The 13,539-nt window shown below is 62.8% G+C and carries 10 protein-coding genes and 4 pseudogenes; 12 read left to right on the top strand and 2 right to left on the bottom strand.

The features are described 5' to 3' along the window. Positions 1-160 precede the first annotated feature (160 nt). Together AB5975_01345 and AB5975_01340 are read right to left on the bottom strand one after the other, a co-directional pair. Positions 161-1,360, bottom strand: a complete 1,200-nt coding sequence (locus tag AB5975_01345; protein ID XDR20636.1) for a hypothetical protein — start codon at positions 1,358-1,360, stop codon at positions 161-163. 26 nt (positions 1,361-1,386) lie between these two features. Beyond that, a complete protein-coding gene (locus AB5975_01340; GenBank protein ID XDR20635.1) occupies positions 1,387-3,027 on the bottom strand; it encodes a DUF6543 domain-containing protein in 1,641 nt (546 codons plus the stop codon). 405 nt (positions 3,028-3,432) lie between these two features. Here AB5975_01340 and ccmA point away from each other — a divergent pair. The 12 genes and pseudogenes from ccmA to AB5975_01280 all read left to right on the top strand — a co-directional run bounded on the left by ccmA (position 3,433) and on the right by AB5975_01280 (position 13,406). Next, positions 3,433-4,050 (top strand): annotated as a pseudogene (ccmA, locus tag AB5975_01335) (cytochrome c biogenesis heme-transporting ATPase CcmA). Between the two features lie 10 nt (positions 4,051-4,060). After that, positions 4,061-4,729 carry a heme exporter protein CcmB gene (ccmB, locus tag AB5975_01330; GenBank protein ID XDR20634.1) on the top strand — a complete coding sequence of 223 codons (669 nt, stop codon included), beginning with the start codon at positions 4,061-4,063 and terminating at the stop codon, positions 4,727-4,729. 46 nt (positions 4,730-4,775) lie between these two features. Then, positions 4,776-5,542: pseudogene (locus AB5975_01325) on the top strand (heme ABC transporter permease). After that, on the top strand, positions 5,539-5,715 hold the full coding sequence (gene ccmD / locus AB5975_01320) for a heme exporter protein CcmD (protein XDR20633.1): 177 nt from the start codon (positions 5,539-5,541) through the stop codon (positions 5,713-5,715). The pseudogene AB5975_01325 and the gene ccmD overlap by 4 nt, the downstream one beginning before the upstream one ends. Continuing rightward, the gene (gene ccmE / locus AB5975_01315; protein ID XDR20632.1) at positions 5,712-6,167 is read left to right on the top strand and encodes a cytochrome c maturation protein CcmE; all 456 of its coding nucleotides are present in this window, start codon (positions 5,712-5,714) and stop codon (positions 6,165-6,167) included. The genes ccmD and ccmE overlap by 4 nt, the downstream gene beginning before the upstream one ends. An 11-nt stretch (positions 6,168-6,178) precedes the next feature. Then, positions 6,179-8,152, top strand: coding sequence for a heme lyase CcmF/NrfE family subunit (locus tag AB5975_01310; GenBank protein ID XDR22894.1), 1,974 nt, complete (start codon positions 6,179-6,181; stop codon positions 8,150-8,152). Continuing rightward, a pseudogene (locus tag AB5975_01305) lies at positions 8,149-8,684 on the top strand (DsbE family thiol:disulfide interchange protein). Before AB5975_01310 ends, AB5975_01305 begins: the two are co-directional and overlap by 4 nt. Beyond that, positions 8,681-9,157, top strand: coding sequence for a cytochrome c-type biogenesis protein (locus AB5975_01300; GenBank protein XDR20631.1), 477 nt, complete (start codon positions 8,681-8,683; stop codon positions 9,155-9,157). Before AB5975_01305 ends, AB5975_01300 begins: the two are co-directional and overlap by 4 nt. Beyond that, positions 9,150-10,345, top strand: a pseudogene (gene ccmI, locus AB5975_01295) (c-type cytochrome biogenesis protein CcmI). The gene AB5975_01300 and the pseudogene ccmI overlap by 8 nt, the downstream one beginning before the upstream one ends. A 12-nt stretch (positions 10,346-10,357) precedes the next feature. Beyond that, the gene (locus AB5975_01290) at positions 10,358-10,774 is read left to right on the top strand and encodes a hypothetical protein (GenBank protein ID XDR20630.1); all 417 of its coding nucleotides are present in this window, start codon (positions 10,358-10,360) and stop codon (positions 10,772-10,774) included. Between the two features lie 853 nt (positions 10,775-11,627). Then, positions 11,628-12,566 carry a 2-hydroxyacid dehydrogenase gene (locus AB5975_01285; protein XDR20629.1) on the top strand — a complete coding sequence of 313 codons (939 nt, stop codon included), beginning with the start codon at positions 11,628-11,630 and terminating at the stop codon, positions 12,564-12,566. A gap of 51 nt (positions 12,567-12,617) precedes the next feature. After that, complete coding sequence (locus tag AB5975_01280; GenBank protein XDR20628.1) at positions 12,618-13,406, top strand: PhzF family phenazine biosynthesis protein; 789 nt, start codon at positions 12,618-12,620, stop codon at positions 13,404-13,406. The last annotated feature ends 133 nt before the right edge of the window (positions 13,407-13,539 follow it).

Genomic DNA, 13,539 nt, shown 5'->3' with positions numbered 1-13,539 from the left:
TCGAGCTCGCCTGGTTCGCAGCGTGGCGCTGCGTGTCGTCATGCAGTCCGCCCGTTGTTGCCAGTATAACGGCAGCGCTGACAGCGACTTGAGGCGGGAGCCCGGAAAGCGTGCCGGCCTGGAGCTATGAGCCCCAGGCCGGCACACGTCCAGCGTTGTCTCAGTGATTCAGGTTCCTCCAGGCGAACCCGTTGTTCACTCGCACAACTCGGTTCACGCGGAACAGTGACTGGAGGCTGGCTTGCAGCTCTTCATCAGACACTGGCCTCAGGTCCGCGCCCAGCAGCGTAGGTGTCTCCAGCAGCGGGCAGCTGAGCAGCTTGTATATCTGTTTCATTTGCCGATAAGCAGGCAAGGCCCGGTCAACGACGTGATTGAACATTTCAATACCGGTCAAGTTACTCAGCGCCTTGGCATAGGTGGCGTACTTGGCGCCCCGGGCTCCTTGGGCCGGCCAGTTCTGTTTCTGGCTGAAGAATCCTGGGCGGGTGTCCAGCCGACGTTCCATTTCGTCTATGACCCTGCGCAAGGACGGGTTGCGGGGATGGCTGCCAATTACGCTGGTATTGTATTGCTGATGCGCGCCTCTGAATGGGTTGGAGCTCGGCTGCTCGAGCAATAGGCCCTCGGGCGATGCCTCCAACGGCACATTGCCGATCCAGTCGCTGGGTGCGTGGGCATTGACGATACCTGCCGCCGCAGGATGATCAGACGGTGCCAGCATGTCATTGTTGATATCCATGTACAAGCCGCCTTCGTGATAGAGCGCATGGTATTTCAATATGTCATTGGCTGCGGTTATGTGTGAGGACCCGCGCTCCGGTCCCTCCATGGCGGCATCGTAATAGCGCTTGGAGTACCCCATTTCGCGGTAGAAACCTTGGTGTTCGAGGGGCAATACCTGCAGGTCGGGAGCGACGCGGGCCAAGGCGCGGCTATTCATGACGAAGGCGTCATAGTTTGCGTTGGACAGGTAAAGAACATGAGCAAAGCCGCTCTCGTTGAGCAGCCTGGAATTGCGGCTGACATGCGCGAGCGACGCCGGCGAGATGGGATCACCGCTGGGCCATAGATGGATCACTCTCTTGGGGATAGGCAGCTGATTTACGTGGGTGACCCTCGGCACTTCGACGGGGAGCGGGAGTTCTATACCGAGACTGCGCAGCGTGCTTTCGCGCATGGCGTTGCTAACGTCGCGAGGGCCGTTGAATGCCGGTTGGTATGTGCGCAACCTAGCGTTCTCGGCGATGAAGCGGGTGGGTGCAGCTTCACCCACATCGCTTGACCTGACAAACGCGTCGGCATTCAGGTCGTAGACAAAGTCCGTTTCCGGATTATGCACATCTATCAGCGTGTCCATGCCCGCATGGGTGGTTTGCCGGCGGATTACTGTTTCGCCTGCATGAGGGGGAGCGGTTCGACCGGCACCGGCTGCTCGAAGTACGCCTGAAAGTTTCTACCACCCCAGCGGGGTCTTGGTGGCCGGGTTGGGCTGAGCGGGTAGCCGATCTGGCCATTTATCCTGCGAGGGGCAACAAAACCGTCGTATTGTGCCCGGAACAGTTGTTGGCTGCCGGCTCTCAGCTCTCCGAGCAGCGGCGCGGCACACAGTGCACCGAATGCAATGTTGGTGACGCCATCCAGTTTCTCTTGCAGGTTCCTGCCATTGATCACTTCATCAAGCCCAACGCCGAACTGCGCGATGCCACCAACAGCAACCAGCCATCCCAGCCCGGGCACCAGAAGCGACAGGGGCGCGAGCAGAGTCAGCGTAAGGTTGAGATAACCTCGCCATTTGGCCTTGATGAGGTCGCTATTGCTGGTGATCAAAAACTGTGCATCTTCGTAGCTGCGCTGTTTGTGCCGCAAGGCGATATGGTCGAACAGGCTGCCCGCTATCACCGGGCTGTAGGTCTCGACCTTGTAGTTGATGTACTGGGGGGACCAGCCGCGCGCTGGCACGATCAGATTGTCAATGTACAGGTAGCGCGTGCCCTGGTAATTGCCCAACCCTTCGAGCGTGGCTTGCAACCCTGAGTAGCTAAGCCCGCTTTGCAGGTCTTCGAGACGGAAATGCGCCATCAACGCCTTGCACTTTTCGGCATCCTTGCACTGCTCTACCAACCAGATTTTCATTGCGCCCTGGTTGGCAAACTCATGCACTGGCGAAGAGTTGCCAGGTATATAGAGCAGGGTCAGGCCTGAGGCCCGATCAGTGAGGCAAGGAATATCCGTAGCGACATAGCCATAGAAGTTGAGCATGCGTGCCTCAACCTGGCCGTCATGCGCGGTTTGCGAGTCATCGTCGTTGGCGATACCGGCCGAGCGCCAGGCCAGCTCGCACCCCGCTTGGCTCAGGCTACCTTCCTCGACCTGCTTGTTGCAGGCGGCGATGAAGTTTACGCGTGCCAGCATGGCGAAATCGTCAAATTGGTGCAGCCAATAGTCGTTCAATTGGGTGATGAACTCGTCATGAAAGCTCAAATTCCAGATGAATTGTTGAAACGCTTGCGTGTCGGTGATGATCTGCGTCTGGCGGTTGTATTGCATGGGCTCGGTCTTCCGGAAGAGCCCTTGATACACCAAATGGTCTTCGATCTCGCCAAAGAGGCCGCCTGGGGGGAGTCGATCGACGATATGCACGTGACCATCGGAAAAGGCCTGAGACCAGCTTTCCTGCGTAAGGCTCCATTCCTTGAAAAGGCCTATGAGGTCAAGGGCGACTAGGGCCGTGGGGCGGAGAAGGGGGGCAAGTGAAATGTTCTCCACGCTATTGGATTGATCTTGCCATTTGGACAACAGGGCCTGACTGAGCGGAATTTGCTCAACCACTTGGGCTAGCCAGCCCCCCTCGGGGTTGGGCTTGTAGTGCAAGGTAACTGCCAATGTGGTGTCGGGATCGAGATCGGTTTCCTGAGTCTTGTACCACTGCCTTATTTTTTCGGCGGCGACTCGATCTGGACGAGGAATCAGGGTGAGGTATTTGCGCGTGTGTTGGGCCGCTGATGGGTGCAAATGAGTTGTCATGTCTTGGACCTGCCATGTGAAGGAGTTGGCATGGTCGAGCCCGGGGCGACAGATCTGGAGGTATGTATTTATTGGCCGGGAGACAGTACACCGGCATGCTCGCCGCGAGGGATTGTGCGGCGAGACTATTGATTTCAGTCATGATTGTATACAACCTGTCGAACCCGCCCTCTTGGCAGCGCGGCGGCGCGTGTAATAATGCCGGCCGTCCGTCGTTGCCAGTATAACGGCAGCGAGGGGGCGACTTGAGATACAGGGCTAGAGGTTGGCGTCGCCTGCTTCGCGGGTGAACCCGCTCCTACAAGGGTTTGCGCAGCTTTCAAACCCTGCGTTGAACCTGTGGGAGCGGGTTTACCCGCGAAGCAGGCGACGCCGACCTCAGCCCTACAAAGATAAGGCGAAACCGTGACCCTTCACCTCCAAGCCGCGGGCCTGGCCTGCGAGCGCGACTGGCGCCTGCTGTTCGAGCACCTCGCTTTCGAGCTGCGGCCCGGCGACATGCTGCAGATCAGCGGCCCCAACGGCAGCGGCAAGACCAGCCTGCTGCGCTTGCTGGCCGGCCTGATGCAGCCGACGGCCGGGCAGATCCTGCTGGGCGGCAAGCCACTGGCCGAACAGCGCCACGCCCTGGCCAGCATCCTGTTGTGGATCGGCCATGCAGCGGGCATCAAGGACCTGCTCACCGCCGAGGAGAACCTCACCTGGCTGTGCGCCCTGCACCAGCCGGCCAGCCGCGAGGCGATCTGGGCGGCACTGGCGGCCGTCGGCCTGCGTGGTTTCGAAGACGTGCCCTGCCACACCCTGTCTGCCGGCCAGCAGCGCCGCGTGGCCCTGGCCCGGCTGTACCTGGCCAGCCCGCCGCTGTGGATCCTCGACGAACCCTTCACCGCCCTCGACAAGCAGGGCGTGGCGCAGCTCGAGGCGCACCTGGCGGCCCACTGCGAGCAGGGCGGCACGGTAGTGCTGACCACCCACCACACGCTGGAACGCAAGCCCTCCGGTTACCGTGAACTGAACCTGGGCAATGGGCGGCATGAGCGTATTCATCCTGTTGTTGCGCCGCGAAGCGCGCCTGCTGTTCCGCCGCCCGGCCGAGCTGGCCAACCCGTTGGTGTTCTTCGCCATAGTGGTTGCACTGTTCCCGCTGGCAGTCGGCCCGGAAAGCCAATTGTTGCAAACCTTGTCGCCAGGCCTGGTCTGGGTGGCGGCACTGCTGGCGGTGCTGTTGTCGCTGGACGGCCTGTTCCGCAGCGATTTCGAGGACGGCTCGCTGGAACAGTGGGTGCTGTCGCCGCACCCGTTGGCGCTGCTGGTGCTGGCCAAGGTGCTGGCGCACTGGATCTTTTCCGGGCTGGCGCTGGTATTGTTGGCGCCGCTGCTGGCACTGATGCTGGGGCTGCCGAGCCATTGCCTGCCGGTGCTGCTCGGTTCCCTGCTGCTGGGCACGCCGGTGCTGAGCCTGCTGGGGGCGGTGGGCGCGGCGCTGACAGTCGGTCTGAAACGCGGCGGTTTGCTGCTGGCATTGCTGATTCTGCCGTTGTATATCCCTGTATTGATCCTGGGCAGTGGTGCGTTGCAAGCGGCGTTGCAGAATATGCCGGCAACCGGCCACCTGCTCTGGCTCGCCAGCCTGACGGCCCTGGCCGTGACCCTGGCACCCTTTGCGATAGCGGCCGGCCTGAAGATCAGCGTCGGCGAATAACGAGTCCCGGGCTTTCAAGCCCGGCCAATACCCTGGATGTACCCTGATGAAAATAAGCTGGACGTGGTTCCACAAGCTGGGCTCCCCCAAATGGTTCTATGCCATCAGCGGCCGCATGCTGCCGTGGCTTGCCGGCGCTGCCGTGCTCCTGCTGCTGGTCGGCATCACCTGGGGCCTGGCCTTCGCCCCCCAGGACTACCAGCAAGGCAACAGCTTCCGCATCATCTACATCCACGTGCCGGCGGCGATGCTGGCGCAGTCCTGCTACGTGCTGCTGGCAGTGGCCGGGGTGGTGGGGCTGGTATGGAAGATGAAACTGGCCGACGTCGCCTTGCAATGCGCCGCCCCCATCGGCGCCTGGATGACCGCGGTGGCGCTGGTCACCGGGGCCATCTGGGCAAGCCCACCTGGGGAAGCTGGTGGGTCTGGGATGCCCGACTGACGTCCATGCTCATCCTGTTGTTCCTGTACTTCGGCATTATTGCGCTGGGCCAGGCAATCAGTAATCGTGACAGTGCAGCCAAGGCCTGTGCGGTACTGGCGATCGTCGGCGTGGTGAACATCCCGATCATCAAGTACTCGGTGGAGTGGTGGAACACCCTGCACCAGGGCGCCACTTTCACCCTCACCGAAAAGCCGGCGATGCCCGCAGAAATGTGGTTGCCGCTGCTGTGCACGGCGCTGGGCTTCTACTGCTTCTTTGGCGCGGTGCTGTTGCTGCGCATGCGCCTTGAAGTGCTCAAGCGCGAAGCGCGCGCCAGTTGGGTCAAGGACGAAGTATTGAACAGCCTGGGGCGGAGGGCCGCACAATGAGTTTCGCCACTTTCGGTGACTTTCTCGCCATGGGCCACCATGGCCTGTACGTGTGGACGGCCTATGGCATCTGCCTGGCAGTGCTGGCGCTGAATGTCGCCGCGCCCGTGCTGGCCCGCCGTCGCTACCTGCAAGATGAGGCGCGCCGTTTGCGCCGGGAGAACAACCAGTGAATCCGCAGCGCAAGAAACGCCTGTTGCTCATCGTCGGCCTGCTGGTCGGCGTCGGGGTTGCCGTCGGCTTTGCCTTGAGCGCATTGCAGCAGAACATCAACCTGTTCTACACCCCGACCCAGATCGCCAACGGCGAAGCGCCGCTGGACACCCGCATCCGCGCCGGCGGCATGGTCGAGAAAGGTTCGGTGCAGCGTTCGTCCGATTCGCTGGACGTGCGCTTCGTGGTCACCGACTTCAACAAGTCGGTGCCGATCACCTACCGTGGCATCCTCCCCGACCTGTTCCGCGAAGGGCAGGGCATCGTCGCCCTCGGCAAGCTCAACGCCGATGGCGTGGTGGTGGCCGATGAAGTACTGGCCAAGCACGACGAGAAGTACATGCCGCCCGAGGTTACCAAGGCCCTGAAGGAAAGCGGCCAGGCCGCCAGCGGCGGGGAGGCCAGGCCATGAACGCGGCGCTGGTGATCCCCGAACTCGGCCAGCTGGCGATGATCCTGGCCATCTGCTTTGCTGCCGTGCAGGCCAGCGTGCCGCTGCTCGGCGCCTGGCGTGGCGACAGCCTGTGGATGAGCCTGGCGCGGCCGGCGGCCTGGGGGCAGTTCGCCTTCCTGGCCTTTGCCTTCGCCTGCCTGACCCATGCCTTCATGACCGACAACTTCTCGGTCGCCTATGTGGCCAGCAACTCCAACAGCGCCTTGCCCTGGTACTACAAGTTCAGTGCCGTGTGGGGGGCGCACGAAGGTTCGCTGTTGCTGTGGGCGCTGATCCTCGGCGGCTGGACCTTCGCCGTATCGGTGTTCTCGCGGCAGTTGCCGCAGGTGATGCTGGCCCGCGTGCTGGCGGTAATGGGCATGATCAGCGTGGGCTTCCTGAGCTTCCTGATCATCACCTCCAACCCGTTCCAGCGCCTGCTGCCGCAGGTGCCGACCGATGGCCGCGACCTCAACCCGCTGTTGCAGGACTTTGGCCTGATCGTCCACCCGCCGATGCTGTACATGGGCTACGTCGGGTTCTCGGTGGCCTTCGCCTTCGCCATCGCCGCCTTGCTCGGTGGCCGCCTGGACGCCGCCTGGGCGCGCTGGTCGCGGCCCTGGACCATCGTTGCCTGGGCCTTCCTCGGTGTCGGCATTACCCTGGGTTCGTGGTGGGCCTGCTATGAACTGGGCTGGGGTGGCTGGTGGTTCTGGGACCCTGTGGAAAACGCCTCGTTCATGCCTTGGCTGGTGGGTACGGCGCTGATCCACTCGCTGGCGGTGACCGAGAAGCGCGGGGTATTCAAGAGCTGGACCGTGCTGCTGGCGATTGCCGCGTTCTCGCTGAGCCTGCTGGGTACCTTCCTGGTGCGCTCCGGTGTCCTGACCTCGGTGCATGCGTTTGCCGCCGACCCGTCGCGGGGCATTTTCATCCTGATCTTCCTGCTGTTCGTGGTCGGTGGTTCGCTCACTCTGTTCGCCTTGCGCGCACCGGTGGTCAAGAGCCAGGTCGGCTTTGCCCTGTGGTCGCGCGAGACGCTGCTGCTGGCCAACAACCTGGTGCTGGTAGTGGCGGCCTCGATGATTCTGCTCGGCACCCTCTACCCGCTGGTGCTCGATGCGTTGACCGGTGCCAAGCTGTCGGTCGGCCCACCGTATTTCGACGCCTTGTTCCTGCCGCTGATGGCACTGCTGATGGTGGTGCTGGGCGTGGGCGTGGTGGTGCGCTGGAAAGACACCCCCGGCAAATGGCTGGCCAGCATGATGACCCCGGTGCTGCTCGGCAGCGCCATCCTCGCGCCGGTGGCAGGCTTTATCGTCGACGACTTCGACTGGCCGACCCTGACCGCCTTCGCCCTGGCCGCCTGGGTGGTGCTTGGCGGGCTGCGCGACATTCTCGACAAGACCCGTCACAAAGGCCTGCTCAAGGGCCTGCCTGGCCTGGGTCGCAGCTACTGGGGCATGCAGCTGGCGCACCTGGGCCTGGCGGTGTGCGCGCTGGGCGTGGTGCTGTCGAGCAACAACAGCGCCGAACGCGACCTGCGCATGGCACCGGGCGAGAGCGTGGAGCTGGGCGGTTACCACTTCCTGTTCCAGGGGGCCCGGCACTTCGAAGGGCCGAACTTCATCTCCGACAAGGGCACCGTGGTGGTCAGCCGCGATGGCCGTGAAGTGACCACCCTGCACCCGGAGAAGCGCCTGTACACCGTGCAGCAGTCGATGATGACCGAAGCCGGCATCGACGCCGGCTTTACCCGCGACCTGTACGTCGCCCTCGGCGAGCCGCTGGAGAACGGCGCCTGGGCAGTACGTGTGCATATCAAGCCTTACGTCCGCTGGATCTGGCTGGGCGGTCTGCTGACCGGCCTGGGCGGGTTGCTGGCGGCCCTCGACCGGCGCTACCGCGTCAAGGTCAAGACCCGGGTGCGTGATGTCCTGGGCGTGTCTGGAGCAGCTGCATGAAGCGTTGGATCATGGTTGTGCCCCTTGCAGTATTCCTGCTGGTGGCGGTGTTCCTCTACAAGGGGCTTTTCCTCAAGCCCGACGAGCTGCCTTCGGCAATGATCGGCAAACCGTTCCCGGCGTTTTCCCTGGCGTCGACACAGGGGGACCGCACCTGACTCAGGCCGACTTGCAGGGGCGCCCGGCACTGGTCAACGTGTGGGCCACCTGGTGCCCGTCGTGCAAGGTCGAGCACCCGTACCTGAACCAGCTGGCACAGCAGGGGGTGGTGATCCATGGGGTCAACTACAAGGATGACAACGCCGCCGCGCAGAAGTGGTTGGCCGAGTTCCACAACCCCTATCAGCTGGATATTCGTGACGAACAGGGCAGCCTGGGCCTGGACCTTGGGGTGTATGGGGCGCCGGAAACCTTCCTGATCGATGCCAAGGGCATCATCCGCTACAAGCACGTCGGCATCGTCGATGCCACGGTCTGGCGTGAACAGCTGGCGCCGTTGTACCAGGGCCTGATTGACGAGGCCAAGCCATGAGGCGTTGGCTGGCAGCTGCGGTGCTGGGCATGAGCCTGGCCGGTGTGGCCAAGGCGGCTATCGACACCTACCAGTTTCGCGACGAGGCAGAGCGCGAGCGTTACCAACAGTTGACCAAGGAACTGCGCTGCCCCAAGTGCCAGAACCAGGATATTGCCGACTCCAACGCGCCGATTGCTGCCGACCTGCGCCGAGAAATCTTCCGCATGCTTGGCGAAGGCCAGAGCAACCAGCAGATCATCGACTTCATGGTCGACCGCTATGGCGACTTCGTGCGCTACAAGCCGGCGCTCAGCGGGCGTACCTGGCTGCTGTGGTTTGGCCCGGGGATCTTGCTGGCCGGTGGCTTCGTGGTGCTGGCGGTGATCGTACGCCGGCGCCGTGCTACGGCCGTGCAGGGCGCCGATGAGTTGTCTGCCGAAGAACGCGAGCGTCTCGCCAAACTGCTGGAAAAAGAACAGACCCATGATTGAATTCTGGCTTAGCGCGGGCCTTCTGCTGCTCGCTGCCCTCAGCTTTTTGCTGCTCCCGATCTTGCGTGGCCGCCGTCGCCAGCAGGAAGAAGACCGCACGGCCTTGAACGTGGCCCTTTACCAGGAACGTGTCGCCGAGCTGGCGGCCCAACAAGCCGCCGGTGTGCTCGATGAGGCGCAGATGGCCAAGGGCCGGGACGAGGCTGCCCGCGAGCTGCTGGCCGATACCGAAGGCGCCGAGGCCCCGCGCCAGGGGCATTTGGGCAAGGCCCTGCCGCTGCTGGCTGCGGTACTGGTACCGCTGATGGCGCTGGGGCTGTACCTGCATTTCGGGGCGGCCGACAAGGTGGCGCTGACCCAGGAGTTTGCCGAGGCTCCCAAGTCGATGGAAGAAATGACCACGCGCCTTGAACGCGTGGTGCAGGCCCAGCCGGATTCGGCCGAGGCCATGTATTTCCTTGGCCGGGCCTACATGGCCGAGCAGCGCCCGGCCGACGCCGCGCGTACGTTCGAACGGGCCGTGACCCTGGCTGGCCGCCAGCCCGAGCTGCTGGGGCAGTGGGCCCAGGCCCAGTACTTTGCCGCCAACAAGCAGTGGAGCCCGCAATTGCAGGCGCTGACTGACGAAGCGCTGAAGGCGGACCCCAACGAGGTGACCAGCCTGGGCCTGCGCGGTATTGCCGCGTTTGAAGGCGAGCGCTATCAGGAAGCCATCGACTACTGGAAGCGCTTGCTGGCGCAGTTGCCAGAAGGTGATGCATCGCGAGCGGCGTTGCAGGGGGGATCGACCGTGCCGCCGAGCGCGTGGGTGGCGCGCCAGTGCAGGCTACTGAGCCTGCACCTGTGGCGGCTCGCCTGAAAGTGCGGGTGGAACTGGCGGCTGCCTTGAAGGACAAGGTTCAGCCGGACGACACGGTGTTTATCTTCGCTCGCGCCAGCAATGGCCCGCCGATGCCGCTGGCGGCCAAGCGGGTGACCGTGGCGCAGTTGCCGATCGAGGTGGAGTTGTCTGATGCTGATGCGATGATGCCGCAGATGAAACTGTCGCAGTATGCCGAAGTCCAACTGGTTGCACGTGTTTCACGCGCGGGTCAGCCTACCCAGGGTGAGTGGATTGGCCAGGGGGCGCCGTTGTCTAGCGCCACCCAGGCTACCCAGCGCCTGACCATCGACACTCCAGACCAGTAAGAGAGCAATGCCATGCACAGCACCGTCCGCCTGACCCTGATTACCTTGGCCCTGGGTTTGTCTGCGTGTACGGTGCATGAGCCGTACGAGCAGCCCGCGCCACCGATCGAGCGTGTGCCGCCTTCGGGGCCGGTGGTCAAGCCCTTGCCGGGCAGGCAGCCTGCCACTTCGCCGAGCAAGCCGGCGGCGATACCCAAGCCCATGCCGCGCACCTCGGCCAGCTTTGCGCCACCGCCTGGCGGGGCAAGTCACTGGGATCCCAAGCTGGGTGTATATGTGTTGGAGAAGCAGCCCAATACCTTCTACCGGCAGCGTACGTACTATCGGTTTGATAACGGCTGGAGCTGGTCGTTGAGCCCGAATGGGCCTTGGCAGGAAACTGACAGCAGTGGTGTACCCGGTGGGTTAGGGCGCGCGTTCGCGCAGTAACGCTGTTTCTGTATCTGCTTATTCTGCTTCTGCTTCTGCTTCTGCTTCTGCTTTTGCTTGTAAGCGCGCGGTAGTTCAGGCGACGCAGATTGCGACTTCAGGAGGCCGAGCGCAGGGCTTGCGAAGGGAGGTGACGGGCATGGATGCCCGTCAAGCGCTGAGGCCCCATGGATGGGGCCTGCAGCGCGTACTCCCGGGAGCAAGACCGTAGCGAGGGAACCCCGGAGCGTAGCGCAGGGGCCGGATGATAGGAGCCAGCGTTTTTTGGTTACTTTTTGTCGCGTTTGACAAAAAGTGACCCGCCGTAAGGGCGGAAAGGTGACTATGCGCCACGTGCGTGAATGAATACCTACTCGATGTGAATGCCCACATCCAAGAAGCAAGAAGCAAGAAGCAAGAAGCAAGAAGCAAGAAGCAAGAAGCAAGAAGCAAATTCGTCTGTTTTGACTCAGCGAACAGTCCATTCGCGATGGCGACGCTGACTCACCTTTTCGCCCTTACGGCGAGTCACTTTTTGTCAAACGCGACAAAAAGTAACCAAAAAACGCTGCGCTCCCATCATCCGGCCCCTGCGCTGCGCTCCGGGTCCCCTCTCTCGGCCTCGCTCCCGGGAGGACCGCGCTGCAGGCCCCATCCTGGGGCCCAGCGCTTGACGGGCATCCATGCCCGTCACCTCCCTCCGCAAGGCCTACGTTCGGCCTCCTGAAGTCGCGAAGATCAAGATCAAGATCAAGATCAACAGCAACAGCAACAGCAACAGCAACAGCACAGTACAGTTTTGCCTTGTTATTTCCATTGACTGTACCGGCCGGTGACTCCGCATAATGACGCCTCGAATTCACCCGGAGGTGGCATGAGCAAGACAGTCCTGGTACTGGTGGAAACCGTCGACGATTACCTGCCCATGCTGGAGCAGGCCGGTTACCACCTGATCCGTGCCCCTTCGCCGCAACTGCGCGCCGATGCCATTCATCGCCACGCCGAAGAAATCGATGCGGTACTCACCCGTGGGCCGCTGGGGCTATCCGCCACCGAAATTGATGCATTACCCAGATTGCAGATCATCTGCGTGATCGGCGCCGGCTACGAGCAGGTCGACCTGGCCGCCGCCGCCGCACGCGGCATAACCGTCACCAATGGCGCCGGGGCCAATGCCGCAGCCGTCGCCGACCACACCCTGGCCCTGCTGCTGGCGCTGCTGCGCGACATTCCTCGTGCCGATGCCAGCACGCGGCGCGGTGAATGGAACCGGGTGATCAGCCCCTCGGTGAGTGGCAAACGCCTGGGCATTCTCGGCCTCGGCGCAGTGGGGCTGGCGATCGCCAAGCGGGCCCACTTGGGCTTCGACATGCCCGTCAGCTACCACAGCCGCACACCACGCCAGGATGTGCCCTATGCCTGGTACGACAGCCCTCGGCACTTGGCTGAAGCCGTCGACATCCTGGTGGTGGCCACCCCCGGTGGCGCCAACACCCGGCATCTGGTCGATGCCCACGTCCTTCAGGCCCTGGGCGCTGAAGGCTATCTGGTGAACATCGCCCGTGCCAGCGTGGTCGACACGCAGGCCCTGATTGCCGTATTGCAGCGTGGCCAGCTGGCTGGCGCCGCGCTGGATGTTTTCGATGACGAGCCAGCAGTGCCCGATGCACTCAAGGCCTTGCCCAACACTGTGCTCACACCCCACGTGGCTGGCCAATCGCCAGAAGCTGCGCGCGACACGGTGGCCTTGGTGCTGCGCAACCTGCAGGCGTTCTTTGCCGGTGAGCCAGTTTTGACCCCGGTACGCCCGTAGCCCTTTTCCAGATATCTGCCTGGCAGCGCCCAGGTAACAAGGAGTGTGTGCATGCAACTCGAAATCTTCCAGGTCGATGCCTTTTCCACTGAACCGTTCGGTGGCAACCCGGCCGCAGTGATCCCGCTGGAAAGCTGGCTGCCGGACGATGTGCTGCAGCGCATCGCTGAAGAAAACAACCTGTCAGAAACAGCCTACTTCGTGCGCAAAGGCGAAACGTTCGACCTGCGTTGGTTCACCCCCACCGTGGAAGTCGACCTGTGCGGCCATGCTACCTTGGCCTCGGCTTACGTGCTGTTCGAGCAACTGGGTGAGCAGGCGCAAGTACTGCGCTTCAACACCCGCAGTGGCGAGCTGCGCGTCAGCCGCGGCACTGATGGCCTGCTGGCCATGGACTTCCCGGCCAAACAACCCGTAGCGGTGGACACGCCGGCGGGCCTACTGCAGGCGCTGGGCTTGAGCCAGGCGAAGGCGGTGTACCGTAGCGACGATTATGTGGTGGTGATCGATGACGCCATGCTGCTCGAAACGTTGAAACCCGACTTTGTTGCGCTGTCGGCCTTCGACGTCCGTGGCATTGCCGTGACCGCGGCAGGGCGTGGCTTTGACTTCGTCACCCGCTGGTTCGGCCCGCGGGTTGGGGTGAATGAAGACCCGGTAACCGGCTCGGCGCACACTTCGCTGGCACCGGTATGGGCCCAGAGGCTGGGCAAGAACGTGCTGAGCTGCGAGCAGGGCGGGGCACGCAAAGGGCAGTTGCAGTGCGAAGTGCCGGGCAATGGCCGCGTAATCATCAGTGGGCGGGCGGCGTTGTACCTGCGTGGTACGGCGTACATCTAGCCGTGAGTGCGATGCCCTGTAGCAGACAGCCAGCCCTTTTGGGCTGCGCTGTCTTGCAGAGTACAAAAGCAGCAAGCAAGCGGCTTTCGCGGCGGGCTTCTATAATTGCAGGCCCATCTTTGCATTCGAGGAG

The sequence above is a fragment of the Pseudomonas putida genome (genome assembly GCA_041071465.1).
In the GTDB taxonomy this organism is placed as follows: domain Bacteria; phylum Pseudomonadota; class Gammaproteobacteria; order Pseudomonadales; family Pseudomonadaceae; genus Aquipseudomonas; species Aquipseudomonas putida_P.
The sequence above is the reverse complement of the archived record's forward strand: the minus strand, read 5'-3'. Positions and strand labels throughout refer to the sequence as shown.

Coding starts and splice junctions, on each gene's coding strand:
- AB5975_01345 (XDR20636.1), bottom strand. CDS start 1,360: ATGGACACGCTGATAGATGTGCATAATCCGGAAACGGACTTTGTCTAC.
- AB5975_01290 (XDR20630.1), top strand. CDS start 10,358: ATGCACAGCACCGTCCGCCTGACCCTGATTACCTTGGCCCTGGGTTTG.
- AB5975_01285 (XDR20629.1), top strand. CDS start 11,628: ATGAGCAAGACAGTCCTGGTACTGGTGGAAACCGTCGACGATTACCTG.
- AB5975_01280 (XDR20628.1), top strand. CDS start 12,618: ATGCAACTCGAAATCTTCCAGGTCGATGCCTTTTCCACTGAACCGTTC.
- AB5975_01340 (XDR20635.1), bottom strand. CDS start 3,027: ATGACAACTCATTTGCACCCATCAGCGGCCCAACACACGCGCAAATAC.
- AB5975_01300 (XDR20631.1), top strand. CDS start 8,681: ATGAGGCGTTGGCTGGCAGCTGCGGTGCTGGGCATGAGCCTGGCCGGT.
- ccmB (XDR20634.1), top strand. CDS start 4,061: ATGAGCGTATTCATCCTGTTGTTGCGCCGCGAAGCGCGCCTGCTGTTC.
- ccmD (XDR20633.1), top strand. CDS start 5,539: ATGAGTTTCGCCACTTTCGGTGACTTTCTCGCCATGGGCCACCATGGC.